The 26,311-nt window shown below is 70.2% G+C and carries 25 protein-coding genes, 4 tRNA genes and 1 other RNA gene; 17 read left to right on the top strand and 13 right to left on the bottom strand.

The window, feature by feature from the left end; translation table 11 throughout:
• The first annotated feature begins 26 nt into the window (after positions 1-26).
• Entirely contained in the window at positions 27-296 is a 270-nt protein-coding gene (locus M2283_RS12520) for a hypothetical protein (protein WP_280876196.1), read from the top strand.
• Entirely contained in the window at positions 293-556 is a 264-nt protein-coding gene (locus M2283_RS12515) for a hypothetical protein (RefSeq protein ID WP_280876195.1), read from the top strand. Before M2283_RS12520 ends, M2283_RS12515 begins: the two co-directional genes overlap by 4 nt.
• On the opposite strand, the gene M2283_RS12510 is transcribed toward M2283_RS12515, so the two are convergent.
• Positions 537-1,112 carry an O-methyltransferase gene (locus tag M2283_RS12510; RefSeq protein ID WP_280876194.1) on the bottom strand — a complete coding sequence of 192 codons (576 nt, stop codon included), beginning with the start codon at positions 1,110-1,112 and terminating at the stop codon, positions 537-539. The two genes, M2283_RS12515 and M2283_RS12510, sit on opposite strands and share 20 nt — an antisense overlap.
• A gap of 204 nt (positions 1,113-1,316) precedes the next feature.
• Between M2283_RS12510 and M2283_RS12505 the strand changes: the two genes are divergently transcribed.
• On the top strand, positions 1,317-2,450 hold the full coding sequence (locus M2283_RS12505) for an FAD-dependent oxidoreductase (protein WP_280876193.1): 1,134 nt from the start codon (positions 1,317-1,319) through the stop codon (positions 2,448-2,450).
• Between the two features lie 85 nt (positions 2,451-2,535).
• On the opposite strand, the gene purL is transcribed toward M2283_RS12505, so the two are convergent.
• The 3 genes from purL to purS are packed head-to-tail and all read right to left on the bottom strand — an operon-like array spanning position 2,536 to position 5,731.
• On the bottom strand, positions 2,536-4,794 hold the full coding sequence (gene purL / locus M2283_RS12500) for a phosphoribosylformylglycinamidine synthase subunit PurL (RefSeq protein ID WP_280876192.1): 2,259 nt from the start codon (positions 4,792-4,794) through the stop codon (positions 2,536-2,538).
• Positions 4,791-5,471 (bottom strand): phosphoribosylformylglycinamidine synthase subunit PurQ, encoded by a 681-nt coding sequence (purQ, locus tag M2283_RS12495; protein WP_280876191.1) that lies wholly within the window; start codon positions 5,469-5,471, stop codon positions 4,791-4,793. Before purQ ends, purL begins: the two co-directional genes overlap by 4 nt.
• Positions 5,468-5,731, bottom strand: coding sequence for a phosphoribosylformylglycinamidine synthase subunit PurS (purS, locus tag M2283_RS12490; protein ID WP_123999135.1), 264 nt, complete (start codon positions 5,729-5,731; stop codon positions 5,468-5,470). Before purS ends, purQ begins: the two co-directional genes overlap by 4 nt.
• 291 nt (positions 5,732-6,022) lie before the next feature.
• Between purS and M2283_RS12485 the strand changes: the two genes are divergently transcribed.
• The 8 genes from M2283_RS12485 to M2283_RS12450 all read left to right on the top strand — a co-directional run bounded on the left by M2283_RS12485 (position 6,023) and on the right by M2283_RS12450 (position 10,566).
• Complete coding sequence (locus M2283_RS12485) at positions 6,023-6,340, top strand: histone-like nucleoid-structuring protein Lsr2 (RefSeq protein ID WP_123999134.1); 318 nt, start codon at positions 6,023-6,025, stop codon at positions 6,338-6,340.
• Positions 6,341-6,467: 127 nt separating this feature from the next.
• Positions 6,468-6,539, top strand: a tRNA-Gly gene (locus M2283_RS12480).
• Positions 6,540-6,619: 80 nt separating this feature from the next.
• Positions 6,620-6,692 (top strand) — tRNA-Gly (locus M2283_RS12475).
• A 134-nt stretch (positions 6,693-6,826) separates the two neighbouring features.
• Positions 6,827-7,774: an ABC transporter ATP-binding protein gene (locus M2283_RS12470; RefSeq protein WP_280876190.1), complete on the top strand. Its 948-nt coding sequence runs from the start codon at positions 6,827-6,829 to the stop codon at positions 7,772-7,774.
• On the top strand, positions 7,771-8,550 hold the full coding sequence (locus M2283_RS12465) for an ABC transporter permease (RefSeq protein WP_280876189.1): 780 nt from the start codon (positions 7,771-7,773) through the stop codon (positions 8,548-8,550). The genes M2283_RS12470 and M2283_RS12465 overlap by 4 nt, the downstream gene beginning before the upstream one ends.
• Positions 8,551-8,614: 64 nt before the next feature.
• The gene (locus M2283_RS12460; protein ID WP_280876281.1) at positions 8,615-9,829 is read left to right on the top strand and encodes a sensor histidine kinase; all 1,215 of its coding nucleotides are present in this window, start codon (positions 8,615-8,617) and stop codon (positions 9,827-9,829) included.
• Positions 9,826-10,470 (top strand): response regulator transcription factor, encoded by a 645-nt coding sequence (locus M2283_RS12455; RefSeq protein ID WP_280876188.1) that lies wholly within the window; start codon positions 9,826-9,828, stop codon positions 10,468-10,470. The genes M2283_RS12460 and M2283_RS12455 overlap by 4 nt, the downstream gene beginning before the upstream one ends.
• 23 nt (positions 10,471-10,493) lie before the next feature.
• Positions 10,494-10,566: transfer RNA gene (locus M2283_RS12450), tRNA-Gly, on the top strand.
• A gap of 80 nt (positions 10,567-10,646) precedes the next feature.
• On the opposite strand, the gene M2283_RS12445 is transcribed toward M2283_RS12450, so the two are convergent.
• From M2283_RS12445 to ffs, 6 genes are all read right to left on the bottom strand, one after another.
• On the bottom strand, positions 10,647-11,546 hold the full coding sequence (locus tag M2283_RS12445) for a phosphoribosylaminoimidazolesuccinocarboxamide synthase (RefSeq protein WP_280876187.1): 900 nt from the start codon (positions 11,544-11,546) through the stop codon (positions 10,647-10,649).
• Between the two features lie 120 nt (positions 11,547-11,666).
• Positions 11,667-13,205: a N,N-dimethylformamidase beta subunit family domain-containing protein gene (locus tag M2283_RS12440; protein WP_280876186.1), complete on the bottom strand. Its 1,539-nt coding sequence runs from the start codon at positions 13,203-13,205 to the stop codon at positions 11,667-11,669.
• A gap of 240 nt (positions 13,206-13,445) precedes the next feature.
• On the bottom strand, positions 13,446-15,251 hold the full coding sequence (locus M2283_RS12435; protein ID WP_280876280.1) for a hypothetical protein: 1,806 nt from the start codon (positions 15,249-15,251) through the stop codon (positions 13,446-13,448).
• A gap of 578 nt (positions 15,252-15,829) precedes the next feature.
• Positions 15,830-17,086: a phosphoribosylamine--glycine ligase gene (gene purD, locus M2283_RS12430; protein WP_280876185.1), complete on the bottom strand. Its 1,257-nt coding sequence runs from the start codon at positions 17,084-17,086 to the stop codon at positions 15,830-15,832.
• Between the two features lie 182 nt (positions 17,087-17,268).
• Positions 17,269-19,701: a DNA polymerase III subunit gamma and tau gene (locus M2283_RS12425; RefSeq protein ID WP_280876184.1), complete on the bottom strand. Its 2,433-nt coding sequence runs from the start codon at positions 19,699-19,701 to the stop codon at positions 17,269-17,271.
• A 79-nt stretch (positions 19,702-19,780) separates the two neighbouring features.
• An RNA gene (ffs, locus tag M2283_RS12420) (signal recognition particle sRNA small type) lies at positions 19,781-19,879 on the bottom strand.
• 72 nt (positions 19,880-19,951) lie between these two features.
• On the opposite strand from ffs, the gene M2283_RS12415 reads away from it, so the two are divergent.
• From M2283_RS12415 to M2283_RS12395, 5 genes are all read left to right on the top strand, one after another.
• A tRNA-Ser gene (locus M2283_RS12415) sits at positions 19,952-20,039 on the top strand.
• Positions 20,040-20,299: 260 nt separating this feature from the next.
• A complete protein-coding gene (locus M2283_RS12410; RefSeq protein ID WP_280876183.1) occupies positions 20,300-22,138 on the top strand; it encodes a DUF262 domain-containing protein in 1,839 nt (612 codons plus the stop codon).
• 170 nt (positions 22,139-22,308) lie between these two features.
• Entirely contained in the window at positions 22,309-22,452 is a 144-nt protein-coding gene (locus tag M2283_RS12405; RefSeq protein WP_280876182.1) for a hypothetical protein, read from the top strand.
• Positions 22,453-22,841: 389 nt separating this feature from the next.
• On the top strand, positions 22,842-23,057 hold the full coding sequence (locus tag M2283_RS12400; RefSeq protein WP_280876181.1) for a type II toxin-antitoxin system VapB family antitoxin: 216 nt from the start codon (positions 22,842-22,844) through the stop codon (positions 23,055-23,057).
• Entirely contained in the window at positions 23,054-23,476 is a 423-nt protein-coding gene (locus M2283_RS12395) for a PIN domain nuclease (RefSeq protein WP_280876180.1), read from the top strand. The genes M2283_RS12400 and M2283_RS12395 overlap by 4 nt, the downstream gene beginning before the upstream one ends.
• Here the strand turns inward: M2283_RS12395 and M2283_RS12390 are convergent.
• The gene (locus M2283_RS12390; protein WP_348538910.1) at positions 23,446-23,841 is read right to left on the bottom strand and encodes an STAS domain-containing protein; all 396 of its coding nucleotides are present in this window, start codon (positions 23,839-23,841) and stop codon (positions 23,446-23,448) included. The two genes, M2283_RS12395 and M2283_RS12390, sit on opposite strands and share 31 nt — an antisense overlap.
• A 116-nt stretch (positions 23,842-23,957) precedes the next feature.
• Positions 23,958-24,608 carry a DUF5994 family protein gene (locus M2283_RS12385; protein WP_280876179.1) on the bottom strand — a complete coding sequence of 217 codons (651 nt, stop codon included), beginning with the start codon at positions 24,606-24,608 and terminating at the stop codon, positions 23,958-23,960.
• Between the two features lie 456 nt (positions 24,609-25,064).
• On the opposite strand from M2283_RS12385, the gene M2283_RS12380 reads away from it, so the two are divergent.
• The gene (locus M2283_RS12380; RefSeq protein WP_280876178.1) at positions 25,065-25,661 is read left to right on the top strand and encodes a DUF5994 family protein; all 597 of its coding nucleotides are present in this window, start codon (positions 25,065-25,067) and stop codon (positions 25,659-25,661) included.
• 238 nt (positions 25,662-25,899) lie between these two features.
• Here M2283_RS12380 and M2283_RS12375 read toward each other — a convergent pair whose 3' ends face one another.
• The gene (locus M2283_RS12375; protein ID WP_280876177.1) at positions 25,900-26,298 is read right to left on the bottom strand and encodes a DUF5994 family protein; all 399 of its coding nucleotides are present in this window, start codon (positions 26,296-26,298) and stop codon (positions 25,900-25,902) included.
• Positions 26,299-26,311 lie beyond the last annotated feature (13 nt).

The raw sequence follows: 26,311 nt of genomic DNA, 5'->3' as shown, positions 1-26,311 counted from the left end.
CTTGGAATGTGCGTGACCGTGATCTCGTGACTACTCCACGCGACAACCCCCGCGCTCACCCCCGCACCGACGCCCCCTTCCTCGTAGGCGACCGAGTCAAAGGCACCAGCTACGTCCCACCGGGATCCCGTAAGGAAGGCCCCGAACCCTTCGAGGGCGTCGTCGTCCAGGTCGGCTCCGGATACGCCGGCGTGGATGCAGAGCGCGCCCTTCTCTGGGTGCGGCTCGACGATCACACCGAGCGGCAAGCGCTGGTCGCCGAGACCGAGTTGGATCAGGAGGACGTCCGCAAGTGAACCTCTTCCTCAGCTCCGTAGCCGCCCTGCTCGCGCTGGTCGCCCTCTTCTCAATGCTCAAGCCGCCCGTCGAACCGCCACCCCAGGCGCCCTCAGCCGAACGACCAGCCGACCCCGAACTCCCCGTCGCGGCAAGGCCGTTCACGCCCACCGGTCTCGGCGGCCCCTGGCCCCCCGTCACCTTCTGCTGCGGACGCTGTGACCTCCCACCCCTCCCCTACGCCACCGGCCCCCTGCGCGTCACCCCCGCACCGCCATGAGCAGGCCGCTTGACCACGCCAGGCGCACGGACCGGAAATCTGGACGTCCCTCCAGTTCGGCCAACAGGCGTTTCACGGCGGCCACGTGGGTCTCCGGCCAGTCCGGCTGTGGGAGCAGGTCGTCGATCAGGTAGGTCCCTCCAGGGGCCACGAGTTCCAGGGCCCGTTCCAGGTGGGTGAATTTGCCGGGCCAGGTGTCCGCGAAGACCAGGTCGAAGGGCTCACCGTCGTACTCCTCCAGCCACTGCCCGGCGTCCGCCGTCACGAAGATCGCCCTCCGGTCGGACCCCAACTCCTCGCGGGCGATCGCCTGGACGGCGGCGTCGAGTTCGACGGTGATCAGCCGCGCGGCTCCGTCCATCCCGCTCAGGAGCCAGGCGGTGCCTTCGCCGACGCCGGTGCCGAGTTCGAGAACGCGGCCGGCCGGCCGAGCCGCCGCGAGTACGGCCAGCAGACTGCCGGTCCGCTCGTCGCAGGACCTGGTGAAGCCCGCCTCGCCGGCCGCAACACGCAGTGACGGAAGCGCGGTTGGGGAGGTGATCGGGGTGTCGTCCATCCACGGATGGTGCAAGCGCCGCGTTTCCCGCGCAACAGCGATGTCGGTCGTCTGTCGGCCGTGTCGGTCCCGCGTCGGCGAACTGTCGGCCGGCACTGGAACCGTTCCGGAGTACCCGCCGGGTGCCATTCCGGCAGGCCCCCGGCATGCACCACGCGCTCGACACGCGGCATGCACCACGCGCTCGACACTCAAGGAGTCATCATGACCACTCACGTCACGATCATCGGCGCCGGACTCGGCGGACTGACCCTCGCTCGCGTCCTGCATGTGAACGGCATCCCGGCCACGGTCTACGAGGCGGAGCCCTCACCCATGGCCCGTCTGCAGGGCGGGATGCTCGACATCCACGACTACAACGGCCAACTCGCCCTACAGGCAGCCGACTTGATGGACGAGTTCCGCGCCATCATCCTGGAGGGCCGGCAGGCGACCCGCGTCCTCGACCGGGACGGGACCGTCCTGATGGACGAGCCCGACGACGGCACAGGAAGCCGTCCCGAGGTGCAGCGCGGTGAGTTGCGGCAGATCCTGCTCGACTCGCTCCCGGCCGGCACCGTCCGGTGGGGACACAAGGTCAGCGGCACCCGCACCCTCGACGACGGCCGCCACGAAGTCACCTTCGCCGACGGCGGCATCGTCGTCACGAACCTGCTCGTCGGCGCGGACGGCGCCTGGTCGCGGGTGCGGCCGCTGCTGTCCGACGCCACTCCCGAGTATTTCGGCCGGTCGTTCGTCGAGACCTATCTGTACGACAGCGAGACCCGGCATCCGACCTCCGCGAAGACGGTCGGCAGCGGCTCGCTGTTCGTGCTCGCATCGGACTCCGGAGCGAGCGGGAAGTGGATCGGGGCGCACCGGGAGAGCGGCGAAACGCTGCACGCCTATATGACGCTGGCCAAGCCGCTGGACTGGTTCGACGGCATCGACTTCACCGACGCCGCCGCGGCCACCGCGCGGATCGCCGCGGAGTTCGAGGGCTGGGCCCCCGAGATCACCGCTCTGATCACCGACAGCGACACCGCTCCGATGGTGCGCCCTCTCAACTCGCTGCCGATCGGGCACCGTTGGGACCGGGTGCCGGGGGCGACCCTGGTCGGCGACGCTGCCCATCTCTCGCCGCCGGACGGCGAAGGCGCCAACCTGGCCATGCAGGACGGCGCGGAACTCGGCCAGGCCGTCGCCGCACACCCCGACGACATCGAGGCCGCGCTCACCGCGTACGAGGCAGCACTGTTCCCCCGTAGCGCCGCAGCCGCCACCGCGGCCGTGGCCACCAACGACGCCATCGGCCAGGACCTGATCGGCTTCTTCACCCCGGATGAACAGACCGCATGACAAAAGGCGTTCGTGGAACGGTCACGGTGACCGTTCCACGAACGCCTTCGTCATCCCGCCGAGTACTACCGGCACCAACCAGGCGCTAAGCCAGCAGCGCCGGGATCGTCCCCTCGTGCGCCTCGCGCAGCTCCTCCAGGGACAGCGCGAACTCGCCCTGGATGTCTACCGATTCGCCGTCCACGACACCGATACGCGTGACCGGCAGACCCCGCGCCCCGCACATGTCGTTGAAGCGCAGTTCCTCCGAGCGCGGGATCGCGACGACCGCGCGCCCCGCCGACTCCGAGAACAGGAACGTGAACGCGTCGAGGCCGTCGGGCACGATCAGACGCGCGCCCTTCTCCCCCAGCAGCGCCGACTCCACGACCGCCTGGATCAGACCGCCGTCGGACAGGTCGTGCGCGGAGTCGATCATGCCGTCGCGGGACGCGGAGATCAGGATCTCGGCCAGCAGCCGCTCCCGCTCCAGGTCGACCTTCGGAGGCAGTCCACCGAGGTGGTCGTGGACGACCTGCGACCAGGCCGAGCCCCCGAACTCCTCGCGCGTGTCACCGAGCAGGTAGAGGAGCTGGCCCTCTTCCTGGAAGGCGACCGGCGTGCGGCGCGCCACGTCGTCGATGACGCCCAACACCGCGACCACCGGGGTCGGGTGAATGGCGACCTCGCCCGTCTGGTTGTAGAGGGAGACGTTGCCGCCCGTCACCGGCGTGCCCAACTGCTGGCAGGCGTCGGCCAGTCCACGGATCGCCTCCGCGAACTGCCACATCACCGCCGGGTCCTCGGGCGAACCGAAGTTCAGGCAGTCGGAGACGGCGAGGGGCTTCGCGCCCGTCGTCGCCACGTTCCGGTACGCCTCGGACAGCGCCAACTGCGCACCCGCGTACGGGTCCAGCTTCGCGTACCGCCCGTTGCCGTCCGTCGCGATGGCGACCCCGAGCCCGGTCTCCTCGTCGATGCGGATCATGCCCGAGTCCTCGGGCTGCGCCAGCACCGTGTTGCCCTGCACGAAGTGGTCGTACTGCGAGGTGATCCACTTCTTGGACGCCTGGTTCGGGGACGACACCAGCGCCAGGACCTGGGACTTCAGTTCCTCAGAAGTCCCGGGCCGCACAAGCTTGTTGGCGTCGTCCGCCTGGAGCGCGTCCTGCCAGGACGGGCGGGCGTACGGGCGCTCGTAGACCGGGCCGTCGTGCGCGACCGTGCGCGGGTCGACGTCCACGATCTTGCCGCCGTGCCAGAAGATCTCCAGGCGGTCGCCGTCGGTCACCTCACCGATGACCGTGGCGATGACGTCCCACTTCTCGCAGATCTCCAGGAAGCGCTCGACCTTGGCCGGCTCGACGACCGCGCACATGCGCTCCTGCGACTCGCTCATGAGGATTTCCTCGGGAGACAGAGTCGAGTCGCGGAGGGGTACGTCGTCGAGCGTGACCGTCATGCCGCCGGAGCCGTTGGACGCCAACTCGCTTGTGGCGCAGGAGAGTCCGGCCGCACCCAGGTCCTGGATGCCGACGACCAGCTTCTCCTTGAAGGCCTCCAGGGTGCACTCGATGAGGAGCTTCTCCTGGAAGGGGTCGCCGACCTGGACGGCGGGGCGCTTCGACGGCTTGGCGTCGTCGAAGGTCTCCGAGGCCAGGATCGAGGCGCCGCCGATGCCGTCGCCGCCCGTGCGGGCCCCGTACAGGATGACCTTGTTGCCCGCGCCGGACGCCTTCGCGAGGTGGATGTCCTCGTGGCGCATCACGCCGATGGCACCGGCGTTGACGAGCGGGTTGCCCTGGTAGCAGGCGTCGAAGACGACCTCGCCGCCGATGTTCGGCAGACCGAGGCAGTTGCCGTAGCCGCCGATGCCGGCGACGACACCCGGCAGCACGCGCTTGGTGTCCGGGTGGTCCGCCGCACCGAAGCGCAGCGGGTCCACGACCGCCACCGGCCGCGCGCCCATCGCGATGATGTCGCGCACGATGCCGCCGACGCCCGTGGCCGCGCCCTGGTAGGGCTCCACGTACGAGGGGTGGTTGTGCGACTCGACCTTGAAGGTGACCGCGTAGCCCTGGCCGACGTCGACGACACCCGCGTTCTCGCCAATGCCCACGAGCAGGGCGTCGGACTGCGGGGCCTTCTCGCCGAACTGGCGGAGGTGGACCTTCGAGGACTTGTAGCTGCAGTGCTCGGACCACATGACCGAGTACATGGCCAGCTCGGCGCCCGTCGGGCGGCGGCCGAGGATCTCGACCACGCGCTCGTACTCGTCCTTCTTCAGGCCGAGTTCGGCCCAGGGCAGCTCGACGTCGGGGGTCTCGGCCGCGTGCTCGACCGTGTCCAGAGGCGTCCTGCTCATGCGTTGACCAGCTTCTTGAGGATCGAGGTGAAGAAGGGGAGGCCGTCGGTGCGGCCGGAGCCGATGAGCGGCTCGACGGCGTGCTCCGGGTGCGGCATGAGGCCTACGACGTTCCCGGCCGCGTTGGTGATGCCGGCGATGTCACGGAGGGAGCCGTTGGGGTTGAAGTCGACGTAGCGGAAGACGACCCGACCCTCGGCCTCCAGCTCGTCCAGCGTGCGCTCGTCGGCGACGTACCGGCCGTCCATGTTCTTCAGCGGGATGTGGATCTCCTGGCCGGACGCGTAGTCGCTGGTCCAGGCCGTGCCCGCGTTCTCCACCCGCAGCTTCTGGTCGCGGCAGATGAAGTGGAGGTGGTTGTTGCCGAGCATCGCACCCGGGAGGAGGTGGGCCTCGGTGAGGATCTGGAAGCCGTTGCAGATGCCGAGGACCGGGAGTCCCGACTTCGCCTGCTCGATGACCGTCTCCATCACCGGCGAGAACCGGGAGATGGCTCCGGCGCGCAGATAGTCGCCGTAGGAGAAACCGCCGGGAAGGACAACCGCGTCGACCTGGTGGAGGTCCTTGTCCTTGTGCCAGAGAGCGACCGGTTCGGCACCCGCGAGACGGATCGCGCGCTGGGTGTCACGGTCGTCGAGACTTCCCGGGAATGTGACGACGCCAATACGAGCGGTCACTTCGCGGCCTCCGCCACTTCTTCCACCTTGACCGTGAAGTCCTCGATCACCGTGTTGGCGAGGAAGGATTCCGCAAGATCATGGATGCGGGCGAGCACGGCCTCGTCGACCGGTCCGTCAACTTCCAGTTCGAATCGCTTTCCCTGACGTACATCGGAGATGTCTTCGAAACCCAGGCGCGGCAGGGCACGCTGGACCGCCTGGCCCTGGGGGTCGAGGATCTCCGGCTTGAGCATGACGTCGACTACGACGCGTGCCACTGGCACTCCCGGTGTTGTGGTGCTGAGCAGGTTCCTGCGGGTCTTCGACAGGTGGCTTCAGACTACCCGCACAAAATTTCTACGCGGGTAGCGTTGGAGGAAGCTACGTGATGGCCGTCACGGCCCGGCGCGCCGACGCCCGTTCACGAAAAGATCCAGGAAAGATCCCAGATCGACACCCGATACCTATTGCGCTCAGGACGCGCGGGAGGATTTAGTCAAGCTTCACATTGCATTGCTGAGCACTGTACAAATGAATTGGCAACGTGCCGCACGAAGGGACCGATATTCGTGGCGCAGAAGGTCGTGGTCACTCTCTTTGACGACATCGACGGCTCGGAAGCGGCGGAAACGATCGCCTTCGGACTGGATGGCAAGTCGTACGAGATCGACCTGAATGAATCCAATGCCAAGAAACTGCGTAAGGCGCTCGCGCCCTACGTGGACGCCGGCCGCAAGCGCTCGAAGTCGGGCAAGGCGTACCGGCAGACGGAGGTGGCTCCCGACCCGGCGGCCGTCCGCGCCTGGGCGCAGGCGAACAAAATGGACGTGCCCGCCCGCGGCCGGATCCCCAAGAAGGTCTACGAGGCGTTCAGCGCGGCACAGTGAGCCGCCGCGCCCGACGACGGGTCATCCGCCCCTCGGGAGAACCGACTTGCGCTGCACCCCTGATGGTCAGCTAGAGTTCGGAGCACGCCGAGGGGCGAGGCCGACAGGTCAGACCCACGGAGTACATGCGGGTGTAGTTCAGTAGCAGAACATCCCCCTTCCAGGGGGAAGGCGCAGTGTGCAATTCCTGTCACCCGCTCTGCATCGCCGTCCGGTCCACTCCGGTGGATCGGGTAGGCTGATGCCCGCGCCGATCGGTGGGAGCCGGTCGGAGGCAGTGCGGACGTAGCTCAGTTGGTAGAGCGCAACCTTGCCAAGGTTGAGGTCGCCAGTTCGAACCTGGTCGTCCGCTCACTTCACGAAGGCCCCGGTCATCGACCGGGGCCTTTGTCGTGCCGTGCGCACGGGAGCCGTACTGACATTTGTCATGCGCGGCGATGACAGCGTGCACTGCTCCCGGGTCCAGATCGCCGGGACGCTGGAGGCATGGACAACAACGAACACGAACACGTGATTGAGGTCACTGACCTGCGACGTGTCTACGGGGGCGGGTTCGAGGCCGTACGCGGGATCTCCTTCCATGTGGACCGGGGCGAGGTCTTCGCGCTGCTCGGGACCAACGGCGCCGGCAAGACGTCGACGGTCGAGGTGCTGGAGGGGCTCGCCCGGCCGGCGTCGGGACGGGTGCGGGTGCTCGGGCACGACCCCTACGAGGAGCGGTCCGCCGTACGGCCCTGGACCGGTGTGATGCTCCAGGAGGGCGGCTTCCCGTCCGAGCTGACCGTCGCCGAGACCGCCCGCATGTGGGCCGGGTGCGTGAGCCGGGCCCGGCCGCCGGAGGAGGCGCTGGAACTGGTCGGCCTGGAGCGGCGGGCCGACGTACGGGTGAAGCAGCTGTCCGGGGGTGAACGGCGCCGCCTCGACCTCGCGCTCGCGGTGCTCGGCAGGCCCGAGGTGCTGTTCCTGGACGAGCCGACGACCGGCCTGGACGCCGAAGGGCGCCACGACACCTGGGAGTTGGTGCGCGCGCTGCGCGACGGCGGCACCACCGTGCTGCTCACCACGCACTACCTGGAGGAGGCCGAGGACCTCGCCGACCGGCTCGCGATCATGCGCGAGGGGCGCATCGCGGCGACCGGGACACCGGCCGAGGTGACCGCCGCCCAGCCCTCCCGGATCTCCTTCCGACTGCCGGACGGCTACTTCCTGGGCGACCTGCCGCCGCTGGGCGAACTCGGGGTGACCGGTCACGAGGTGGACGGCAGGGTCGTACGGCTGCGGACGAGGGAGCTGCAGCGGGCGGCCACCGGGCTGCTGGTGTGGGCCGAGCGGGCCGGGATCGAGCTGCGAAACCTCGATGTGCGGTCGGCCTCGCTGGAGGAGGCGTTCCTGGGGATCGCGCGCGAGAAGGAAAAGGAAGAGGTGGCGGCATGAGTGCCCTCGTTCTCGCCCCCGCCGGACGGCGGCTGCGGGCGCTGGCCCGCGCGGAGCTGACCCTGCTCGGGCGCAACCGCAGCGCGGTGGTCACGGCGCTGCTGGTGCCGCTCGCGCTGCCGTTCAGCGTGCGGCCCGCGCTCGACCAGATGGACCTCAAGGCCGAGGGGCTGAGTGTCGGCATCGTGCTGGTGACGGCCGCGGTCGGCTTCTCCTTCCTGTTCGCCGTCTACTCGTCCCTGGTCAGCGCCTACGTGGCCCGCCGCGAGGAGCTCGTCCTCAAACGGCTGCGCACCGGCGAGGTCGGCGACCCCGAGATCCTCGTAGGCACCGCGCTGCCGGCCATGTGCGTCGGACTCCTGCAGTCCCTCGTCCTCACCGTCGCCTGTGCGCTGCTGCTCGACACGGGGGCGCCTCAGGCGCCGTATCTCACCGTCCTGGGGCTGCTGCTCGGGCTGGTGCTGAGCGCGGCGCTGGCCGCACTCACCGCCTCCTACACCCGGACCGTGGAGAGCGCGCAGGTCACGGCGTTGCCGCTGCTGTTCCTGTCCATGCTCGGCTCGGGCATCGCGATCCCCGCGGAGGCCCTGCCGGACCGGGTGGCGGACGTGTGCGCGTATCTGCCGCTCTCCCCCGCGATCCGGCTGGTCCGCGGCGGCTTCACCGGTGAGCTGAGCGGGTACGAGGCGCTGGTCGCGGCGGCGACCGCGCTGGCCTGGACCGTGCTCGCGGTGTTTGCTGTACGCCGGTGGTTCCGGTGGGAGCCGCGGCGGTGAGGTACGGGGGCGCGTGGAGATGGGCGGCACGGTGACGGGCCCTACGGGTGTCGGATCGACGGGTATCCGGCGGACGCGCGGCTGGTGGCGGCGCAAGAGCACGCCGGCCAAGGTCGAGACGTACACGCGGTGGTCCTTCCACACCGTCGGGGTGAGCGAGTTCGTGGCGGTCGGACTGCCGGCCGTCGGCACGCTGGGAGCCGGGCTCGGCGCGGTACTGCTGGGCCTGGTCGCGGCGCATGCCGCGCTGTGCACGGTGACGGTGTCCCGGGCGCTGGACTGGACCCGGGGACGGAATCCGCAGCCCGTGCGAATGCTGTGGACGCTGGCCGCCCTCAGTGCGGTGACCGCGGTCGCGGCCATGCTGATCGCGGACCGGGGCCCCGACGGCGACGGCTCCGAGGCCACGGGCAGCGCGATCTTCGGAATCGTGCTGATCGCCGGCGCCGGGGTGATCTCGCTCGGCGTGGCGGACCGGCGGCGCGTCTGCCTGATCGTGGGCGGTTTCACGGTCGGCGCGGGTCTCCTCTCGCTGCCGCTGGGCGTCCCCGCGCCCGGCGCCCTGGTCACCGCGCTGGGCGTGCTCGTCGGCGCCGGGTTCCTCGCCTTCACCGCGGTCTTCTCCGTCTGGCTCCTGAACGCCGTCTACGAACTCGACGCGGCCCGCGAGACCCGCGCCCGGCTCGCCGTCGCCGAGGAGCGGCTGCGGTTCGGACGGGACATGCACGACGTGATGGGACGCAACCTCGCCGTGATCGCGCTCAAGAGCGAACTCGCCGTGCAGCTCGCACGGCGCGGGCGGCCCGAGGCCGTGGACCAGATGACCGAGGTGCAGCGGATCGCGCAGGAGACGCAGCGGGAGGTACGGGCTGTCGTACGGGGCTATCGGGAGGCCGACCTGGATGTCGAACTCGCCGGTGCGCAGGGCGTGTTGAGCGCGGCCGGGATCGCCTGCGAGGTGACCGGGGAGGCGGGTGGGCTGCCGGGTGAGGTGCAGTCGGCGCTCGCGTGGGTGGTCCGGGAGGCGACGACCAATGTGCTGCGGCACGGGGACGCCCGACGGTGCGAGGTACTGCTGCGGGTGAAGGAGGGGCGCGTGGTGCTCACGGTGGAGAACGACGGCGCGAAGGCGGCCGACGGGAGCACCGGATCGGGGCTCGCCGGGCTGCGCGAGCGGCTGTCGGCGGTGGGCGGGACGCTGGTCGCGGGGCCGGTCGAGGGGGATGTGTTCCGGGTGGTGGCCGAAGTGCCCGTGAACGTGAGCGAGGTCACCGCATGACGACTCCCGCACCGAGTTCGCCTCCGACACCGGCTCCGGTACGGCTGCTGCTCGCCGACGACGAGCATCTGATCCGGGGCGCGCTCGCCGCGCTGCTCTCGCTGGAGGACGACCTCGTGATCGTCGCCGAGGCGGCGAGCGGACCCGAGGCGCTGGCGATGGCACGGGCGCACCGGCCGGACGTCGCCGTCCTGGATCTGCAGATGCCCGGCGCGGACGGTGTGAAGGTCGCCACATCCCTGCGGACCGAACTGCCCGGCTGCCAGGTCCTGATCGTCACCAGTCACGGACGGCCCGGGCATCTGAAGCGGGCGCTCGCGGCGGGTGTGCGCGGGTTCGTCCCGAAGACGGTGAGCGCGCAGCGGCTCGCGGAGATCATCCGCACGGTGCACGGCGGAAACCGTTACATCGACCCCGAGTTGGCCGCCGACGCCATCGCCTCCGGCGACTCACCGTTGACCGCGCGCGAGGCCGAGGTCCTGGAACTCGCCGCCGACGGGGCGCCCGTCGCGGAGATCGCCGAACGGGCCGCGCTGTCCCAGGGGACCGTGCGGAACTATCTGTCGTCGGCCGTCTCGAAACTCGGGGCGGAGAACCGGCACTCCGCGGTGCGGCTCGCGCGGGAGCGAGGTTGGGTATAGTTGCTCTCGCGCCACGGCGCAGTGCGGACGTAGCTCAGTTGGTAGAGCGCAACCTTGCCAAGGTTGAGGTCGCCAGTTCGAACCTGGTCGTCCGCTCGTGAAGAAGACCCCGGTCCAGTGGACCGGGGTCTTTTCGTGTACCGGGGCCTCTGCGAGCGCCTGACCTCCCGGGAGGGCTAGCTCCAGCTCAGGCCGGTAAGGCGCTCGTACGCCTCGATGTACTTCGTGCGGGTCGCGTCCACGACCTGCTGCGGCAGGGGCGGCGGGGGCTGCTCGCTCTTGCGGTCCCAGCCGGACTCCGGGCCGGTCAGCCAGTCGCGCACGAACTGCTTGTCGTACGACGGCTGCGCGCGGCCCGGCTGCCACTCCTCGGTCGGCCAGAAGCGGGAGGAGTCCGGGGTGAGGACCTCGTCGCCGACGACCAGGGTCTCCCCGTCGAAGCCGAACTCGAACTTGGTGTCCGCGAGGATGATGCCCCGCTCACGGGCGATGTCACGGGCGCGGGAGTAGATCGCGAGGGTCGCCTGGCGCAGCTGGGCGGCGGTGTCGGCGCCGACCTGGCGGGCGACCTCCTCGTACGACACGTTCTCGTCGTGCTCACCGACGGCGGCCTTGGTGGCCGGGGTGAAGATCGGGGCGGGGAGTTCGCTGCCGTCGACCAGGCCCTCGGGGAGGGCGAGGCCGCAGACCGTGCGGGACGCGTTGTACTCCAGCAGGCCGGAGCCGGTGAGGTAGCCGCGGGCCACGCACTCGACCGGGACCATCTGGAGGGACTTGCAGATGAGGGTGCGGCCCGCCCAGTCGGCGGGGGCGCCGGGCGGGAGGTCGGTGCCGAGGACGTGGTGGGGGATCAGGTCGGCGAGCTGGTCGAACCACCAGAGCGAGAGCTGGGTGAGGACGCGGCCCTTGTCGGGGATCTCGGTCGGCAGCACCCAGTCGAACGCGGACAGGCGGTCGCTGGCGACCATCACGAGGTCGCCCGCCTCGTTCTGGTACAGCTCGCGCACCTTGCCGGTGTGGAGGTGTACCAGGCCCGGAACCTGGAGCGGCTCGGGCTTTTCTACGAATCCGGACACGGTTCCTCCAGCGGATCTGTCCAACTGGCTTGATTGTCCCGTATCGGCGGGCGGCCTCAGGACAGGGGGTCGGTCGCCGGGGTTGGTGGCAGCGGTCGGTGGCAGGGTCGGTCACCGGGCTCAGTCGCGCTTGCAGATGCGGTCCAGGAGGTTGGCGGTGGCGCGCTGGACGCGGGTGTCCACATGGCCGGGGCGGTCCAGGGACGGGGTCCACGCGAACGTCCCGGACGCGAAGACGAGGGCGCCGGAGGGGGCCCGGTAGAGGGACGTCTCCTGGTGGCGGAGAGCGCCTTCGGCGTCGGCGTACGGGGAGTGGGCGAGCAGGATGCGGTTGTCGTGCTCGGGCAGCGGGGTGCGCGGGAAGTAGCGGTCGGCCTCGCCCGCGACCAGGCCGTCGATCTCGTCGCCCTCGTGCGCGCCGGTCGCCTCCCACAGCCAGTGGTCGGCGTTGCGGACGATCATGGGGTGCGGCTCGGGGACCCGGCCCGCGTACTGGATGCCGACCAACTGCTGCTCGGGGCGGTCGACTTCGCGCCACAGGACCGGCCGGCCCGGGCCCCGCCGCTTGCGGCAGGTGAGCAGACGGTTGGGTACGCCGGAGGGGGAGGGCGCCAACTCCACTTGCCAGTACATGGTGTTGGCGGAGAGGAAGACGAGGGACGTGCCGTTTTCGCGGGCCGTCTCCACCGTGCGGCGCATGTTGGCCGACCAGTACTCGTCGTGGCCCGGGAAGACCAGGCCGCGGTAACGGGTGGGGTCCACCTCGCCGGCGTGCAGGTCGCGGGCGTCGGCGTAGGCGAGGTCGTAGCCGTAGCGCTCGGCCCAGCGGATGAAGTCGTAGGCGTGGCCGACGTGGAGGGGGAGTCCGGCGCCCGCGTACGGGCGGTCGAAGGACACCGTCGTCGCGGCATCGGACTCGCCGAGCAGCCGGCCCCCTTCGTCCCACGCGTGGTAGAGGCTCGCGCCCGTGCGACCGTCCTCCGGATAGAGGTTGTACGCCTGCCAGGTCACGTCGGGCAGGAGGAGGAGCAGGTCCGCGGGGTGGTCGTCGCGCACCGTGAAGGGGATGTGCGAGCGGTAGCCGTCGCAGGTGGTGAGGACGGCGACGTACGCGCCGATGCTCCAGTAGCTCGGGATCTGCAAGCGCCAGGACAGCCACCAGTGGTGGCAGGAGACCGTACGGTCCGCGGTGAGCGGCGGGGGCTGGACGATGCCCGAGAGACGGGGGCTGGTGGTGATCTTCGCGGCGCCGTCACCGCCGTAGTGGCCGATGCGGTAGATGTCGACGCCGAACTCCTGGGGCGGGTCGACCGTGACGTGGAAGTCGACTGCCTCGCCGGGGGCGACGGCGCCGGTGGAGATGAAGCCCTTGATCTGGCGGCTGACGTCGTCCGCCGAGCGGGGGCCTCCGGCGGTTCGCCGGGAGGTGGTCGCTCGGGAAGATCCGGTGGCTCGGGGGAAGGGGATCTTTGGGGGGACGTCGGCGGTGCCCTGGTCCCCGGGCGCGTCCGGGTCGACGTACCAGGGGACGACCTGGCCGGTGTCGCCGAAGTACGTCTCCGTGCCGCGCAGCCAGGGGACGGGGCCCTGGCCGAAGGGGTCGGACACGGCGTGCGCCAGTGCGCCGGACTCCCAGCGACGGATCTGCTCCGGTCCCATGGTCGCTCCCCTCCCACGCGCGCCGGCTCCGCCGTGAGTGGCCGTTGCGGGTGGCCGTGCACGGCCGTGAAGTGGCGTATGCGGTTGCCATGTGCGCGATCGGTCCCAGCACATCACATTACGCACCCAGGCGGTCACACCTCGTTGCGAATTGGCCGAAAGTGGAACGGGGGGCTCCGCCAGGTTTGGCGGGAGGTCGGGGGTGAGGGTTGGGGGCGCAAGCCGGGGGCCGGGACGGGTTCAGACGAGCCTGACCGGCTTCTCCGGGCGTATGCCGGATGCGATCAGCCACGCGTACAACGGGGCCGGGTCGCCTTCTTCTACGAGGCTGAGGACTCGGGGCGTCAGGTCGGTGGCGCGTTCGCCGTTGACCAGGAGGGAGGGGCCGTCCAGCCAGTCGAGGCCCGGGGTCGCGCCTGCGGTGTCCATGGCGGCGCAGCAGACCATCGCGGTGACGTGGTCGGTGAGCAACTCCCGTGCTGTGCGCGGGGGTTGGAGTGGGAAGAGAGGGAACGTGGCGTCGTCCCAGAGGAGGGTGTCGGGCAGGGCGCTGGGGTTGGCGGTGGAGCGGGTGTCCTCTCGGGCGAGCTCGGAGGTCAGAGCTGCGGCGAGGGTGGCGGCACGTTCGTTGATCGGCTCGTCCGCCTCGGCGTCGCCATCGGCTTTTTCGTTCCCGTCCGCACCGCCCGCACTGGTTTCGTCGTCGGGTGCGGTTGGCCCCTGTGGGGCGGGATCGCCGTCGGTTGGTGGCAGGACGGGAGGCGGCTGAACCGACGGAGTCGACAGGTGGTCCAGGATTCGCGCGAGGGTGGGGGCGTCGGGGGACGCGGGCGTCGAGGCGGGGGAGCGGGTTACGCCCATCGTGTCCAGGACTCGGTGCAGGCGGGCCGCGTCCGTGCGCCATTTACGGTCGACGACCTCTTCCGGGTACTCCTGCCAGTCCACCGGGGACCAGTCGGGGCTCGGCTCCGCGGGGCCGCCGTGGAAGAGACGGGCGGCGAGCAGGGAGGTGGCCTCGTCGATCGCGCCGGGCTCTTCGAGCAGGTCACAGGCGGGGCGCTCGCCCAGGCGGGACGCGAAGCCCTCGGCCAGGCGGTCGCGACGGGACAACTCGGTGAGCGCGGCGACCACGCCCGCGTCCAGCCGGGACGGCCAGCGGCCCATCCGCCAGGCGGGGAGCGCGACCCGGGTCAGGAGACGGTCCCAACCCGCGTACGCCAGACCCACCTGTTCCTGCGCGACGATCCGCAGGCCGTAATCCACAGCCTGTGCACGCTCGGCGGCGGCAGCCGCGACGCCCCGCTCCATCAGGGCCGCGTGCTCCCGGCAACTGCGCAGCAGCAGCCGCGCCACCCAGCCCACGCCCGCGCACACCGCACGGGTCACCGGGCAGCGGCCGGGCGTCGAGGCGACGGCCACCGCGGCGTCCAGACCCCGCACGAAACGGCGGGCCGCGGCTATGTCCGGCTGCGCCGACGGTCCCGTACCGGCGACCACCGGGGCGAGGACCGCGCGCAACTCACCGACGCGCATCCACCACAGGAACGGGGAGCCGATGACGAGGACGGGCGCGGCGGTGCTGCGGCGGTGCGGGGCGCGGGCGCCCGCTATCTCGTCGCGGTCCTCCGCCGGGGGCGGGCCGTGGGCCGGGTGGGTACGGTCCTCCAGCCAGCTGTCGCAGTCCGGGGTGAGCGCTATCGCGGACGGCGCCGGGACGTCCAGGCGGTCGGCGAGGTCACGCACCATCCGGTACAGGTCCGGGGCCGACTCCTCGGCGATCGCGACCGTCGGGGTCACGGCCGGGCGGGCTCGGGCGACGACCAGGCCGATGGCGCCGGCGGCGAGCAGGACGACCACCGCGAACGGCGTCACGGCCCATCGGGCGGCGTGCCAGAACGGGCCCACCAAGTGGCCTGTGGAACCGCCGGCCAGCAGCACCACGGCGACAGCCGCGGGCAGCAGGGCCACGGCCAGTGCGCGGCTGCGGATGCGCAGCACAGCGAGGGCCCGGGAGCGCGCTGCCTGCGCGCCCACCTCGACTCCCATACCCGTACCGGTACCGGTCACGGTCGGTCCTCACCCCCTCCCTGGCTGTCCTGACAGCGTCGCTGTCCTGGCGTTGCTCACTCCCCCACTGTGGCACCCGCCACTGACATCGCAATGCCGGTGGGCCAAGTGCCCGAACGCTTGCGCCGCACCCTAGTTGGGGCCCCGGCCCCCGTCAGCCGGATAGGGAAGCGGTCACTCGATGGAATGGCTTTGGGGAGAGGTGGATGACGGACAGCGATGATCAGGCCTCGATTACTGACCCAAGTTCTAAGAGATGGGGGCGGCTTCCGGAGCGGTTCCGGGGGCGAATGGGTGCGGCTTGTGGAACGGCTTTCAAGGGGGCGGGCACGGCAGCGGGCCCCGCATCCGAAGACGGATCCGGGGCCCGGGGGGTTCATCCGAGGGGCGGGTGAAAGGGGTGGGTGTGGGTGAGCGGTGTAGGTGAGCGGTGGGGCCGGGTGCGGGTGGGTGGCGGGGCCCGGCGAATGACGGGGCCCGGCGAATGGTGGGACCGGCGAATGGTGGGACCGGCGAGTGGCGGGACCGGCGAGTGGCGGGACCGGCCGAGCCGCCGGTCAGGCGTCCGCGCCCGCCGCCTTCGCCGCGATGTCCGTGCGGTGCTGGGAGCCGTCCAGGTGGATGCGGGAGACGGCTCGGTAGGCGCGGTCGCGGGCCTCGGTGAGGTCCTTGCCGGTGGCCGTGACGGACAGGACGCGGCCGCCGGCGCTGACGACGGCGTCACCCTCGTGCCGGGTGCCGGCGTGCAGTACGTACGCGTGCGGGGCGTCCTCGGCGGCCACCTCGTCGAGGCCGGTGATCGGGTCGCCGGTGCGCGGGGTGCCGGGGTAGTTGTGCGAGGCGACGACCACGGTGACCGCGGCGTCGTCGCTCCAGCGCAGGGGCGGCAGGTCGGCGAGGGTGCCGTTCGCGGCGGCGAGCAGGACGCCGGCCAGCGGGGTCTTCAGGCGGGCCAGGACGACCTGCGTCTCCGGATCGCCGAAGCGGGCGTTGAACTCGATGACCCGCACGCCCCTGCTGGTGATCGCGAGACCGGCGTACAGCAGGCCGGAGAACGGCGTGCCGCGGCGGCGCATCTCGTCGACCGTCGGCTGGAGAACCGTCTGCAGGATCTCGTCCACCAGCTTCGGGTCCGCCCACGGGAGCGGGGAGTACGCGCCCATGCCGCCGGTGTTCGGGCCCTCGTCGCCGTCCAGGGCGCGCTTGAAGTCCTGGGCGGGCTGGAGGGGGAGGACCGTCCGGCCGTCGGTGATGGCGAAGAGGGAGACCTCCGGGCCGTCGAGGAACTCCTCGATGACGACCCGCTCGCAGGAGTTCGCGTGCGCCCTGGCCGCCTCGATGTCGTCGGTGACGACAACGCCCTTGCCTGCGGCGAGCCCGTCGTCCTTGACGACGTACGGGGCGCCGAACGCGTCGAGGGCCTCGTCGACCTTCGCAGGTGTCGTACAGACGTACGAGCGAGCGGTGGGGACCTCGGCCCCCGCCATGACGTCCTTCGCGAAGGCCTTGGAGCCCTCGATCCGCGCGGCCTCCCCGGAGGGCCCGAAGACCGGGATGCCCACCTCGCGCACGGCGTCGGCGACCCCGGCGACCAGCGGAGCCTCCGGGCCCACGATGACGAGGTCGGCCCCGAGCGCGGTGGCCAGCGCTGATACGGCCGTGCCGTCGAGCGCGTCGACCTCGTGCAGCTCGGCGACCTCGGCGATACCGGCGTTGCCGGGGGCGCAGTGCAGCGCGGTGACGTCGGGATCGAGGGACAAAGAACGGCACAGGGCGTGTTCGCGGGCACCGCTGCCGATGACGAGGACCTTCACGGGGGTCAGCCTAACTTGGGTTGTGCGGGGCGTTGGCGCGGGCGTCTGCCTGAGGGCTGCCGCCCCCGGACCCCCGCTTCGGCCTGAACGGCCTCGTCCTCGAACGCCGGACGGGCTGAAAGACAAAGATGCGGACCGGCGTCGAAGTGCTGACCTTGTCCGCGAGGATCCGTCCTCCTCCCCTACTCGTTCGTGAACTCCTCCATCACCGTCGCGCCCAGCTCCCGCACGATCAGTTCATGGCCGGAGAGGGCCGAGTCGACGAGGTCGGGGTCGTCGTCCTCCGGGGTGTCGTCCTCCGGGGAGACGGAGGTGGGTTCCGGGGCGGACCGTCTGGGGGGCGGGGGCGGAGTCGACGGGGCTGTCGCCGGGGAGGGCGAGGAGGGCGCCGGGGTGGACGACGGCTGCTGGGACGCGGGGCGTTGCGCGGTGGGGGTCGTACCGGCGCCGTAGCCTCCGCCGCCTGTGCCGGAAGCGCCGTTGTAACCGGAGGAGCCGCCGGGGGGAGCGGTGGGCGGCAAGGGGGCCGAGCCGCCGGACGGGTCGACGATCGCCTCGATCTTCCACTGCACGCTGAACTGCTCCGCCAACGCCTGCCGAAGCACGTCCTCGCTGCCACTACTCACGAAGTTGTCACGCGCGCCCGCGTTGACGAAGCCCAGCTGGAGGGTCGTGCCGTCGAAGCCGGCCACCTGGGCGTTCTGGCTGAGCAGGATCCAGGTGAAACGGCGGCGGTTCTTGACCGCCTCCAGGATGTTCGGCCAGAGCATGCGGGGGTCGAGGCCGCCGGTCGGGGGGGCGTAGGAGGAAGCGGCGGGAGCGGGGGCGGGGGCCGACGCGGGCTGATGCGAGGTGGGCCCGGAGGGCGGTGCCTGTGCCGGTGCGCTCGGCGCGGTCGGGGGCTGTCCGGCGCCCGCCTGGGCCGGGGTGGGCCAGCCGCCGGGGCGTCGGCCGCCGCCGGCTGTGGCGGTGGTGGGCCAGGCGCCGGGGGCGGGGGCGGGGGCGGGTGACGGAGACTGCGGTTGAGGTTGCGATTGGGGCTGGGGCTGGGGCTGCTGATCGGCGACCGGGGGGGTGGGCTCGGGAGTGGGCGTAGGTGCGGGGGCGGGGGTCGGTGCGGGAGTGGGGGCCGGTGCGGGCGTTGGCGCAGCAGGTGCCGCGCCGGTCGCCATCGAGCCACCTACGGCCGATACGCCTTGCGCTCCTTGGCCACCCTGAACCACTTGCCCGCCCTGGACTCCTTGCCCGCCCTGCGCCCCTTGTCCGCCCTGCGCCGCTGGCCCTCGTACCGCCGCGCGGGCAGCCGCAGCGCCGCCGCCCGGCGGAATGGGCGCACCCCCGGGCATGGGCGCACCGGGCGCGGACGGTCCCCCGCCCATAGGCGCACCGGCGTGCGCGTCGGGCCCCGGCACGTACCCCATCGCGGGCATGGCACCGCCACCACCCGCGGAGAAGTTCACGCCCCGCTCCAGTCGGTCGAGGCGTGCCATGACTGAACGCTCGTCGCCGTACGCAGCGGGGAGCATTACGCGCGCGCAGATCAGTTCGAGCTGGAGGCGGGGTGAGTTGGCGCCGCGCATCTCGGTGAGGCCGGCGTTGACGAGGTCGGCGGCGCGGCTGAGCTCGGCGGCGCCGAAGGTCCCGGCCTGCGCCTGCATACGCTCGATGACGTCGGCGGGGGCGTCAATGAGGCCCTTCTCGGCGGCGTCCGGTACGGCGGCGAGGATCACCAGGTCGCGCAGGCGCTCCAGGAGGTCGGCGACGAAGCGGCGCGGGTCGTTGCCACCCTCGATGACGTGGTCGACGACCTCGAAGGCGGCGGCGCCGTCACCGGTCGCGAAGGACTCGACGACGGAGTCGAGGAGCGAGCCGTCGGTGTACCCGAGGAGGGAGGTGGCCATGGCATACGTCACGCCCTCCTCCTTCGCCCCGGCGAGCAACTGGTCCATGACGGACATGGAGTCACGTACGGACCCCTGTCCCGCCCGCACGACGAGCGGCAGGACACCGTCCTCGATGGGGATGTCCTCCTTGCCGCACACCTCGCCGAGGTAGTCGCGCAGGGTCCCCGGCGGCACGAGGCGGAAGGGATAGTGATGGGTCCGCGACCGGATGGTCCCGATGACCTTCTCGGGCTCGGTGGTGGCGAAGATGAACTTGAGGTGCTCCGGCGGCTCCTCGACGACCTTCAGCAGCGCGTTGAAGCCCGCCGACGTGACCATGTGGGCCTCGTCGATGATGTAGATCTTGTACCGGCTGCCGGCCGGCCCGAAGAAGGCCTTCTCGCGCAGGTCACGGGCGTCGTCCACGCCACCGTGCGAGGCGGCGTCGATCTCGATGACGTCGATGGAACCCGGCCCGTTGCGCGCCAGGTCCTGGCACGACTGGCACTCGCCGCAGGGCGTCGGCGTGGGCCCCTTCTCGCAGTTCAGGCACCGCGCCAGAATCCGCGCGCTGGTGGTCTTCCCGCACCCGCGCGGCCCGCTGAACAGGTACGCGTGATTGACCCGGTTGTTCCGCAGCGCCTGCTGCAGCGGGTCGGTTACATGCTCCTGCCCGATGACCTCGGCGAACGACTCCGGGCGATAACGGCGGTACAGCGCGAGAGACGACACGCGTACGAGGTTATAGGCGCCCACTGACAACCAGCCCCGCCCCGGCCCACGCACCACCCGAGCCGTACCGGGCCCCGGGAACACAAGCGCCCCCCACGCACCCGCCAGAGCCAACCTACCCTTGCTGCCTTCCGGCCCTGGGGGAGTTCAGTCAGATAGCGCCGCGTGAGGGGCTGCGCACACAGTACCCGACGTCAGCGGGTGGGAACGAGTTCGCGAGCACCTCTCTCGGTCATGTAATGTTCCCGGCGGAGGATTCGCCTAGAGGCCTAGGGCGCACGCTTGGAAAGCGTGTTGGGGGCAACCCCTCACGAGTTCGAATCTCGTATCCTCCGCCATTGCCTCACCGGGCACGATGTCGAAGGGCCCCACCGTTCGCGGTGGGGCCCTTCGTCGTTGGTCGGCATGGGATAGCAGCGGCAGTGAAGGCGGCCGGCGAAGCCGCAGGCAGGTACGCCCCCGCCTGCTCCCGATGAAGATTCGCGCTGTTTTGTATTTCTGGCACCTGCTGTCATGACACCCAGTAGTTTTTCCGTGACACAGGACAAGTCGACCTCAGGCGCCCGCCTCTGGTGACCGGCAGCCTCAAGGAGCCGATGTGCCCGAGGAAGCGTTCAGCATCGACAAGCGGCCGTTGCGGGATCTGCTGCGGCAGGTCCAGGTCGGCAAGGCCCAACTGCCGGAGTTCCAGCGGGGTTGGGTGTGGCCCTACCCGAACATCGCCAGCCTCCTCGCGTCGATCTCGCTGAGCTATCCCGTCGGCACCGTCATGTTGCTCAAGGCGGGTGGAGACGTCCGGTTCAAGTACCGGCCGATCGAAGGCGCCACCCCGGTTGGCGAACCCGAGCCCGACACGCTCGTACTCGACGGGCAGCAGCGGCTGACGTCACTGTTCCAGGCCCTGAAGTTGAAGGGTCCGGTGGTGACCCAGGACCTGCGCAAGCATCAGGTGTCGGGCTGGTTCTACGTCGACATGGTCCAGGCCCTCGACGAGAACGGCGACCGCGAGGACGCCATCCGGTTCCTGCCCGAATCGCGGAAGGTCCTCAACTTCCGGGGCCAGGTCGTCGAGGACTACTCGACTCCCGAGCGCGAATACGAGGCTCAACTCTTTCCGCTCCACGCGGTGTTCGACGGCGGGGACTGGGGCTACGCGTTCATCGCCCACTGGAAGAGCGACGGTGACAAGTTCAAGCTGTGGCGGGACTTCAACGAAGCGTTCGTCCGCTCCTTCGATCGCTACCACGTGCCGGTCATCGAACTCGGGCAGGCGACCCCGCGCCAAGCCGTGTGTCAGGTGTTCGAGAAGGTCAACACCGGCGGTGTCACCCTGACCGTCTTCGAGCTGCTGACCGCCACCTACGCGGCGGACGAGTTCGATCTGCGCAGTCACTGGGAGCGAGAGTGCCGGGCTGCCTGGAACGCGCCCGAGTACCGGATCCTTCGTGAGGTCTCCAACACTGACTTCCTCCAGGCGGTCACCCTGCTGGCCACGGCCGAGCGGCGCGAGCGTGAGGCCGAACGCGGGACGGAAGAGGAGCGCCTGCCGCGCATCGGCTGCAAGCGCAAGGACATGCTCGCCCTCTCCCTGGAGGACTACGTACGCTTCGCTCCGTCCGTCATCGCCGGGTTCAAGGCAGCGGCGAAGTTCCTGCACCAGCAGTTCCTCTTCGACACGAAGTTCCTGCCGTACGGAACGCAGCTGATACCGCTTGCCGCGATCCTGGCCCTGGCCGGGGATGCCGCGCAGAGCGCCGGGGCCCAGCACAAGCTCGCCCGCTGGTACTGGTGCGGTGTGTTCGGAGAGCTCTACGGCGGCTCGACCGAGACCCGCTTCAGCCAGGACCTGCCGGACGTCGTCGACTGGATCCGCAAGGATGCGGCAGAGCCACGGACCGTTACCGCCGCGCAGTTCGCTCCCGGACGCCTGCTGACTCTTCGTACACGCAGCAGCGCTGCCTACAAGGGGATTTACGCGCTCCTGCTCAAGGCGGGGGCCCTGGACTGGCGCACCGGCGAGAAGGCCGAAGTCACCGGGTATTTCGACGAGTCCATCGACATTCACCATATCTTCCCCAAGACGTGGTGCGAAAAGGCCGGATACGCCCCCGCCGACTACAACTCCATCATCAACAAAACCCCGTTGACCGCCCGCACCAACCGAATCATCGGAGGGGCGGCTCCCTCCGACTATCTGGGCCGTCTGGTCAAGACCGCGCAGACTCCTCAGGAAAGCGTCGACGAACGCATCCGCTCTCACCTGGCCCAACCGGAACTCATGGCCGCCGACGACTTCGACGGGTTCTTCACCGCACGCAGAGCCGCGCTGCTCCGCAGCATCTCGGTCGCGATGGGCAAGCCGATCCTGGACGACGAGCTGAGCGGCGAGGACCCGGGAATCAACCTCGACACAGCGGATGACACCGACGATCTGTGATCTGCGAGGCCCTCGTACGCACCGTGATCACCTCGTGGATTTAAATGTCATGATTCAGGCATGAAGGAGAGCGAATCAGCCGAATACGGCTGCGAGTAGAGCGATGAACTCCTCTGCACGGTGACGATGGGTTCGAGTTGGGACACCTTCGGCCGGACAGGGGAGGACGAATGGGTAAACAGGTCAAATGCGGGTCGACCAATACCAAGACCGGCAAGCGGTGCCAGAAACCGGCGATGATCGGCTACTCCCGCTGCCAGTTGCATCGAGGGGACTGGACCCCGCTGCAAAAGAAGAAGACCAAGAAGCGCTGATCCTTCGGGCCGGCGCGGGGTCAAGCGACTGCGTTGGCTGCGCGCATTACTCTGTCGTGGACGTCGTCGCCGTCGTCCACGACAGCCAGTTCTCTGTGGAAAAGCCGCGCGGCCTGTAACTCGATCGACTTGAACACGTCAGCCGAAGGCAGCAAAGACATGGACTCGCCTCCTGTCATTCGTGGGCGGCAGGAAGCTCCCCGGCTCGGCGGGCGGGCATTCGCGTCCGCCTGTGGATGGGCTGGCGTGAGGGAATCGCTCGCGATCAGGAATGGAACGGGATCGTCGTGACCACCCTGCGCGAACCCTGTTGCCGCGCGTTCGCTCTGCGGCGCTAACGAGAGCGAGATATACTTTGCGTACGAGTTGATATCAGCGGAGGTGCATCGATGAGCCGGACCGTGATCGATCTGGACGACGAGCTGGTCGCCGATGTGGCTCAGGCTCTGGGGACGAGCACCAAGAAGGACACCGTCAACACCGCTCTGCGTGAAGTGCTGGAGAACAGGCGACGGGCGCTGGCCCTCACCCGGCTGCGCGCAGCGGCCGATGAAGGGGCCTTCGACCTGGAGGTCTTCGAGGACAAGAGGAACTACCGTCGGTGAGCGCAGCGCAGTTCCTGATCGACACCAGCGCCCTGGCCCGCTTCATGCGAGGGGACGCGGAGCAGTACGGCTGGGATCAAGCGGCGGCGGCCGGCCTCATCGCGACCTGCCCCATCACCGAGCTTGAGTTCTTCTACAGCGCCCGCTCCGCCGAGGACCGGTCGCAAGGTATCGACGACATGCGACTGCTCTTCGCCTGGGTACCCGTCGATGACCGCGCCTACAACCGTGCCTGGGAGGTCCAGGACGTACTGACCGAGCGAGGCCAGCATCGCAGCGCCGGTGCCGTCGATCTGGTCGTTGCCGCTACGGCGGAGCTCCAAGGCCTGACCCTTCTGCACCGTGACCGGGACTTCGAATGCATCGCAGCGGTCACCGGTCAGGCAGTTCAGTGGTACGGCCCGGTCACCGGCAAGTGAGCCGTACCCGCACCGCACACCCCCACCCGAACCCCCAGCCCCCGCAATCGAGTCCTGTGCAGAGCCTCCAGTAGGTGGCCCGAGCCGGTGATCTCGATGATGCGGGTCATGATCGGTGGCGGGTAGTGCAGTTTGAGGGTCGCCCCGGTGTCCGTGGCCTGGCGGGATGCCGCGAGGAAGGCGTTGAGGCCGCCCGCGTCGCAGAAGGTGACTGCCGTGAGGTCGACGTCGACGTCGAGCTCGGTGGTGCGGGGGACGTCTTGCAGGCATGCCGTCAGTGCGGCGGTCACCAGCCGGGCCGTGGTCAGGTCCATCTCTCCCGCGAGGGTGATCAGGGTGCGGCCGGCGTGGTCGTGGCGGTAGATGTTCAGCTGGGGAAGGGGCGTGGCTCCTCCGCTCGGAGGGCCCGTCGGAGTTCGGAGGGTCGGGTCGGCCCTCGTGGGGGCGTAGAGCGCGGGGAGTAAGAGCGGGCCCCGGAGCGTCAGGTGCGGGGCTGTGCCGGGATTCGTGTCCGTGCCGCCCGATCTCCTTCGCGGGCCTCGGAGTCCCCTTCCCGGGCCCCGGGGCTCCCTGCGCGGGCCTCGTGGCCCCCTTCCGAGTCCCAGACCGCTGCCCCGTCCCCGTCCCCGTTCGCGTCCGCCTCGGACGTCGTCCCCAAGCGTGCCGCTTCCTCCATCAGCCGGCTGCCGGGGGACGTGCCCAACGGGTCGGTCGCGGCGGTCATCAGCCAGGCGGCCGTGTCGGGGGGCGTGCTCGGCGGGATGACCAGGAGGTTCCAGCGGCCAACGTGGTAGGAGAGCAGCAGGAGTTCGTGCTCGTCCTGTTCGTGCAGGAACCAGCCCACCTTCACCACGTGGCCGGCGACGGACACCTTGCGCGGGACGGTCGGCCAGTGGGTGGGGTTCACCGTGATCCGGGTGATCCGGCCCCACAGCGGGTCCAATACGGCGGTCAGCAAGGGGAGTTCCGCCGCCAGGTCACGGGAGCGGGGCCACCATGCGCCGTCCAGCAGGGGTGGTGTGGAACCGGTCGGGGCCAACGCCAGGCGAAGCGGGGACGAGGGTGAGGATGGGGGCTCGGAGAGTCGGTCGGCGGCTTCGTGCTTCGGCGAGGAAGAGATGGTCGCAGTCATCACGCGAACCCTGCCCCGGGCCGACGACAACCGGCCCGGCGTATTCGATCGCCGAAAATGACACAAGACTGGAAGCCGGTGCGCGAAAGATTCTCGGTGACTTCAGCCTACTCCGCGGACCGGTCGAACGGGCGGACGGGCGGACGGCGGAGCAGTGGGACAGCGGGACGGCGATCGTGAGGGTGACCAGGGACGGTGGTCCATATCCCGGCCGGGACCGGCTTACGGCGAAGTCCCCCGACCCGAACGCGCGCACCGAAGTCCACACCCTCGACGACTCCCCCGCCTCCGACCCGGTGAGACTGCCTGCGGGAACGGTCCGTCCAGGCCCTTCGGGGAGTAGCGTGAACTCATCGGGAGTACTTCGCGCACCGGCCCCGATGCCGGTGTCGTTCCCGGTGAGCGACGACACCGGGCGACTGCGCCCCCGCAGGGGTCCGGAGACAGGTTTGCGCGATGTCCGCGTCCACGCCTCAATCCCCGCTGCGGGCCGTCCCGTTCAGGGCCCCGCTCGCACGCCTCGCGCTGAAGTCCGAGAGCCGTTCCGGCGGGCCCGTCGAGCTGGACGGTGCGTGGTGGCCTCGTACGCGTGACCTGGCGAGTGAACTCTCCGTGCTGGCCGAAGTGTTGGACCCGCTGTGGGGACGGATCACCCGGATCGCGGTCAACCCCCGCAACTGGCCGATCCTGCCGCCCCGGATCTTCGTCAACGGCCATGTGGTGAAGGTGGGTTGGTTCGCCTCGGAGCTGCTGGACCCGGACCAGATCCTGCTGTTGTCCTACACCGCCGGCCGCTGGGATCTCCTGGTGGTGCCGCCGGAGACCGACGCCCCGGTGGCCGCCCGTCTGATGGCCGCCGCGAGTGCGGACACCGGTCCGGCGCTGACCGCGAGCGCGCTCATGGCGATGGAAGGTGCCAGCAGCAAAAGCCCGGACCCCGAGGTAGGCGGTCCGGAGGACTGGGGTGTCGCGAGCGAAACCGCCGTTGCCGTCGCCCTCGCCGTCCCCGTTCCCTCGTACGGCCGGAATCAGCACCGCGCCGTGGGGATGTGACCGCCGTGGCCACCGCTCTGGCCGTAAGTGCCCTGCTGATCCTGGCCGTTGGCGGGACGCGGCTGTTCTGCCGGTTCGACGCGCGTCAGGGGGGACGCGTCGCCCGCCGTGGCCGGGCGGCGGTCCGTGGCGGGTCCGGTCACCCGTGATCCAGCCGCTCGGGATCCGGCCGCACGGGGTCCAGCCCCAGGCCCAACTGCCCCCGCCACACCTCGACCAGCTCCACCAGCCGATCCGCTCACACGTGATCGGCCGCAGCCGCCTCCATCAACGGTTCCGCCTCCTCGGCGGTCGTATCGGGGGGTACCACCAGCAGGTCCCAGCGGCCTCGGCCGGGGGCGAGCAGGACGATGGTGTGGGCGGCGGAGGTGGCGAGGCTTCGGTGGAGTTGTACGGGCTGGTTGGAGACGAGCATGCGGCCGGGCACCTCGGACCACGTGGCGCCGTTGACGGTGACGCTGGTGATGTGGCCCCACTTGCGCGGCAACCCGGCCAGCAGCTTGGGGAGTTCGGTGAGCAGGTCGTAGGAGCGGGGCCACCAGGCTCCGTCGATGGGGCGGGGCATGCCGCTGTGGGCGGCCAGTCGCAGGCGCAGGACAGGATGGGAGGGAAGCGGGGGTTGCAGTGCGGTGGTCATGAGTGCTCCTGTC

Source organism: Streptomyces pseudovenezuelae, from assembly GCF_029892565.1.
GTDB classification, from domain to species: domain Bacteria; phylum Actinomycetota; class Actinomycetes; order Streptomycetales; family Streptomycetaceae; genus Streptomyces; species Streptomyces pseudovenezuelae_A.
This window is presented reverse-complemented; position numbering and strand designations above follow the sequence as displayed.

Excerpts from the sequence above, each read along its gene's own strand:
- M2283_RS12510 (WP_280876194.1), bottom strand. The coding sequence starts at position 1,112 with ATGGACGACACCCCGATCACCTCCCCAACCGCGCTTCCGTCACTGCGT.
- M2283_RS12505 (WP_280876193.1), top strand. The coding sequence starts at position 1,317 with ATGACCACTCACGTCACGATCATCGGCGCCGGACTCGGCGGACTGACC.
- purL (WP_280876192.1), bottom strand. The coding sequence starts at position 4,794 with ATGAGCAGGACGCCTCTGGACACGGTCGAGCACGCGGCCGAGACCCCC.
- M2283_RS12470 (WP_280876190.1), top strand. The coding sequence starts at position 6,827 with ATGGACAACAACGAACACGAACACGTGATTGAGGTCACTGACCTGCGA.
- M2283_RS12465 (WP_280876189.1), top strand. The coding sequence starts at position 7,771 with ATGAGTGCCCTCGTTCTCGCCCCCGCCGGACGGCGGCTGCGGGCGCTG.
- M2283_RS12455 (WP_280876188.1), top strand. The coding sequence starts at position 9,826 with ATGACGACTCCCGCACCGAGTTCGCCTCCGACACCGGCTCCGGTACGG.
- M2283_RS12440 (WP_280876186.1), bottom strand. The coding sequence starts at position 13,205 with ATGGGACCGGAGCAGATCCGTCGCTGGGAGTCCGGCGCACTGGCGCAC.
- M2283_RS12435 (WP_280876280.1), bottom strand. The coding sequence starts at position 15,251 with ATGGGAGTCGAGGTGGGCGCGCAGGCAGCGCGCTCCCGGGCCCTCGCT.
- M2283_RS12405 (WP_280876182.1), top strand. The coding sequence starts at position 22,309 with ATGGGTAAACAGGTCAAATGCGGGTCGACCAATACCAAGACCGGCAAG.
- M2283_RS12400 (WP_280876181.1), top strand. The coding sequence starts at position 22,842 with ATGAGCCGGACCGTGATCGATCTGGACGACGAGCTGGTCGCCGATGTG.
- M2283_RS12385 (WP_280876179.1), bottom strand. The coding sequence starts at position 24,608 with ATGACTGCGACCATCTCTTCCTCGCCGAAGCACGAAGCCGCCGACCGA.
- M2283_RS12380 (WP_280876178.1), top strand. The coding sequence starts at position 25,065 with ATGTCCGCGTCCACGCCTCAATCCCCGCTGCGGGCCGTCCCGTTCAGG.
- M2283_RS12375 (WP_280876177.1), bottom strand. The coding sequence starts at position 26,298 with ATGACCACCGCACTGCAACCCCCGCTTCCCTCCCATCCTGTCCTGCGC.